2 protein-coding genes and 1 pseudogene are annotated in these 4595 nt (G+C 75.6%); 2 read left to right on the top strand and 1 reads right to left on the bottom strand.

From position 1 onward, the window contains the following. A partial coding sequence (locus HMPREF3159_RS10190; RefSeq protein WP_210388864.1) for a S41 family peptidase occupies positions 1 to 1669 on the top strand: 1669 nt, incomplete at its 5' end. Between the two features lie 234 nt (positions 1670 to 1903). Further along, positions 1904 to 2899, top strand: a complete 996-nt coding sequence (locus tag HMPREF3159_RS10185) for a universal stress protein (protein ID WP_070500932.1) — start codon at positions 1904 to 1906, stop codon at positions 2897 to 2899. A 162-nt stretch (positions 2900 to 3061) separates the two neighbouring features. On the opposite strand, the pseudogene HMPREF3159_RS10180 reads toward HMPREF3159_RS10185, so the two are convergent. Continuing rightward, a pseudogene (locus HMPREF3159_RS10180) lies at positions 3062 to 4205 on the bottom strand (glycerol dehydrogenase). Between the last annotated feature and the right edge of the window lie 390 nt (positions 4206 to 4595).

Genomic DNA, 4595 nt, shown 5'->3' with positions numbered 1-4595 from the left:
GGGCACCTCTGCGAGCGCCGCCGCGGCCGAGGCGTCCTCCCGCCCCGCGACCTCGCACTCCGCCGCCGGGGCGGAGGACGCGCACCGCCCGCCGGCCACCCGCATCGACCTCGAGCAGGTCGAGTCGCGCCTGGTGCCCTTCCCCGTCGTCTCCGGCTACTACTCGCATCTCACCGCCGTGACCGGCGGCTTCGTCTGGCTGCGCCACCCCCAGCAGGGGGTGCTGGGCTCGGCCCGCGCCGGTGTCGAGGGCGAGGCCCCCTCGCCGGCCCTCGAGCACTGGTCCCTCGCGGACCGCAAGCACACCGTCCTCGCCGAGGACGTCACCGACCTGACCGTCTCCGGCGACGGCGAAACCCTGGTGATCCGGCAGGGCGAGAACTGGGTGCAGGTCCCCGCGACCCGCAAGGCCGAGGACGAGGACCCCGCCCGCATCGTCATCGACACGGGGCGCCTGCGCCTGACCGTCGACCCGGTCAGGGAGCGACGCGGCATGCTCTGGGACAACTACCGGATCATGGCTCAGCAGTACTGGCGCGCGGACATGGACGGCATGGACTGGCACGCGATGACCTCCTGGTACGACCCGGTCATCGAGCGCCTGGTCACCGAGGACGACTTCCAGGACATGATGTGGGAGGTCCAGGGCGAGCTCGGCACCTCGCACGCCTACGTGCAGGGCGGGGTGTACAAGGCCGATCCGCCGATGCTGCCGGCCCATCTCGGCGCGGACCTCGAGCGCCAGGGCGGGCGCTGGGTGATCACCCGGATCCTGCCGGGCGACTCCTCCGACCCGGACGCCCGCTCCCCGCTGCTCGCCCCCGGCGTCGATGCCCGCGTGGGCGATGCGGTGCTGCGCGTGGACGGCCGGGACGTCGGCCCCGAGGGGATCGAGGTGGCGCTCGTCGGCTCCGCCGGGAAGGCGACCGAGCTGGTCCTCGGGCGCGACGGCGCCGAGCACCGGGTGGCGGTCACGCCGCTGGGCGACGACTCGGCGCTGCGCTACCAGGCGTGGGTCGAGTCGCGCCGCGCCCTGGTCGCCGAGCTCTCCGGCGGCCGGCTCGGCTACCTGCACGTCCCCGACATGGTCTCCTCCGGCTGGGCGCAGATGCACCGCGACCTGCGCGAGGCGACCACGAAGGAGGGCCTGGTCGTGGACGTGCGCTACAACAGCGGCGGCCACACCTCGCAGCTGGTCACCGACCGGATCGCGCGTCGGGTGCTGTCCTGGGACTACCCGCGCCACGAGCGGCCGGGCACCTACCCCGCCTTCGCGCCGCGCGGCGCGGTGGTGCTGGTGACGAACCAGGAGGCGGGCTCCGACGGCGACATCGTGAACGCCGTCTCCCGCGCCCTGGAGGTCGGGCCGGTCATCGGCACGCGCACCTGGGGCGGTGTGATCGGGATCGACGGCCGCTACGACCTGGTCGACGGCACCGGCGTGACACAGCCGAAGTACGCCAGCTGGTTCGAGGGCGAGGACTGGGCGATCGAGAACTACGGCGTGGAGCCCGACATCGAGGTGCCGCTGCCGCCGAGCGCCTGGGTGGCGGGCGACGACCCGCAGCTCGCCCGCGGCGTCACGGAGGCGCTCGCGCTGCTGGAGGAGACCCCGGCCGCGGTCGCGCCGCCGCTGCCCGCCCCGCGCTTCGGGACGCCGAGGGGCTGATCCGTCTCCCGTCGCCCGGCCGCTCCCGCTGTCGGACGGGCGACGGGACGCCCGCGCCGCCCGCGGCCACGACGCGAGGGGCGGGTCGGGAGGTGCATCCGGGGGGCAAGGCCAGGGACCTCGGCCCTGGCCGCGCAGGCCGGACGGTCGTACCCTCGGAGGTACCGACGGCGGGCTCGACCGATGGGGGCATCCCGTCGCCGGTCGCGCCGCGCCCCCGGAACGGAGGCCCCGATGCCCGCCGACGACAGCTCCACTCCCCTGCTCTTCGATCCCGAGTCCCGCCCGGTCGGGGTGCTCGTCGGCTACGACGGCTCCGACCAGGCGATCCAGGCACTCCACTACGCGGCCACGATGGCGCTGGGGATCGGCTGCCGGCTCACGGTGGTCTCCGCGTTCACGGTGCCCGTGATGGTCTACCCGAACATGGCCTCGCTGCCGCCGGTGCCCGAGGACGAGGCCCGCGCGGCCGCGTCCCGGCAGGTCGCCGCGGGCGCCCTCCCGCACCTGGAGGGCTATCCGGGCGAGGTCGCGCTCGAGTCCGTCCAGGGCGATGCGGCCGGCGTGCTCGTCGAGCTCTCCGCGCTCGCCCGCCTCGCCGTCGTCGGCTCTCGCGGCCGGGGCGGCTTCCTGGGGCGCCTGCTGGGCTCGGTCTCCGAGGCGCTGCCCGCCCATGCCCACTGCCCGACGGTGGTGGTCCCCTCCAGCTACGTGGTGCCCGAGACCACCGGTCGCGAGCGCTTCACCCAGGTGCCGGGCACGGAGCCCGTGGTGGTGGGGCTGGACGGCAGCGAGGACAGCACGCTGACCACCCTCGCGCAGCGGGCGGCGGCGGCAGCCGGGGCGCCGCTGCACCTGCTGCAGGCGATCCCGCCGCTGGACACCTGGTCCGCCTCCGCGCTCGCCACGGTGCCCGACCAGCAGTTCCTGGACCGACAGCGGGAGGAGCTCCTCGCCCTGCTCGAGGGCGAGGCCCGGGCGCTGCGCGACCGGAGCCCCGAGGTGGCGGTCACCGCCTCGGTCGAGGTCGGCGACCCCGTCGCCCTGCTCGTGGAGCGCTCGCGCGACGCGCGGCTGACGGTGGTGGGGACCCGTGGACGGGGCCGCATGATGAGCGCCCTGCTCGGCTCGGTCTCCCGCGGCCTCCTTGAGCGGGCGGAGGGCCCGGTGATGGTGGTGCCGGACCTGGACATCTCGCGGATCGCCCACGACCGGCGACGCCCCCGCTGAGCCGGAGCGGCGGCGGACGGACCGTGCCCGGCGCCGCCGCCCGCTCGGCACGCGGGCGACGACGAACGGGGAGCGGCCGCGCCACTCGACCGTCGGACCCGGAGGCGGAGGTCCATCGGGAGCGTGGACCCGCCCCCGCCCCGGGACCTCGACGAGCCGGGGTCAGTGGCCTCCGCCGGTGTACAGCTCGGGCTCGGGCAGGCCGTGCTCCCGGCGCACGCGTCGCGACAGCCCCTCGAGGGCGGTGAGCGCGGCCAGGACGTCGTCGGCCGTCACCGGGAAGGGCATCGAGTGGATCGTCTCGCCCTCCACCGTCGCGGCCTCGGCGACCGCGCGGAGCTCCTTCCGGTCCTCGGGGGTCAGCCCGATCTCGCTGAGGGTGTTCGGCAGGCCCACCTTCGTCGTGAACACGATGAAGTCCTCGATCTCCTGGGCGGGGGTGCCCTCGAGGACGAGCTGGGCGAGGGAGCCGATGTTGACCTTCTGGCCGTGGGTGAGCCCGTGCGTCTGCGGGGCGGCGGTCAGCCCGTTGTGGATGATGTGCGGCGGCGAGGCCTCCGGACTCGAACCCCAGCCCGGACAGCAGCGTGTTCGCCTCGACCACGGCCTCCAGGGCGGGAGTGACCACGCGCGCGGCGACCGCATCGAGCGCCGGCAGCGCGTTCTCCCACAGGATGTCCCAGCTCAGCTCCGCCAGCGCGGTGCCGGCGAGGGTGGGGCGACCGCCGGCCATCGCCGTGCCGGTGCCGCGGCGGGTGGCGCGCGCCTCGAGCCAGGTGGCCAGCGCGTCGCCGATCCCGGCGGCGAGGAAGCACACCGGCGCCTCGGCCACGACCTGGGTGTCGATGAGGACGAGGTCCGGGTTGCGGGGGACAAAGCGGTACTCGTGGAACTCGCCCTCGGGCGTGTAGATCACCGCGAGCGCGGAGTTCGGCGCGTCGGAGGAGGCCGCCGTGGGCACGCTCGCCCAACGGATCCCGGCGAGGTGCCCGGCCGCCTTCGCGGCGTCGATGGTCGACCCGCCGCCGAGGCCCACGATCACGTCGTGGCCGCCGGCGGCGATCGCGACGACCAGCGCGTCGACGGCATCGGGCGTCGCGAAGCGCTCGAAGCCGACGCGCACGACGGGCAGGTCCGCCGCGGCGAAGGAGGCGCCGACCTGCTCGGAGAAGAGCCCCCAGACGATGTCGTCGGCGACGAGCAGCGGGCTGCTCCCGAGGGCGGCGAGATGGGTGCCGAGCGCGTCGAGCGCCCCCTTCCCCTGGACATAGCGGCTCGGGCTGGCGAGGACGGTGAGCTCGGACATGGCGTAGCGCTCCTTCGGACCGGCGGGCGGGCTCGCGACCACGAGCCCGCTCTCCACCCTCGTCCCGTCCCGGGTGCGCGCCAACGAGGGTTCTGATCGGTCGAGACGTCCGGCCGTCCGACTCATTCGACGGCGGACCCGACGACGCCCGACCGCGGCGCTCGCCCCCGCCGCGGGACCTCGGCCCCGCGCGGGCCGGTCCGGCCGTGACTACGATCGACGAACCGGCGGAGGAGACCCACGGGGGCGGCCCCGTCGGCCCAGGGAGCCCCCGACCCAGGAGGTCGAGATGCCCGACGAGGACGTCACCGCCCAGCCCGCCCGGACCAGCACCGCCGGCACCTCCGCGCCGACCGGCCGCGCGCCGACGCCCGACGCCTCCGACGCGCC

This window comes from Brachybacterium sp. HMSC06H03 (genome assembly GCF_001807385.1).
GTDB lineage: Bacteria > Actinomycetota > Actinomycetes > Actinomycetales > Dermabacteraceae > Brachybacterium > Brachybacterium conglomeratum.
This window is presented reverse-complemented; position numbering and strand designations above follow the sequence as displayed.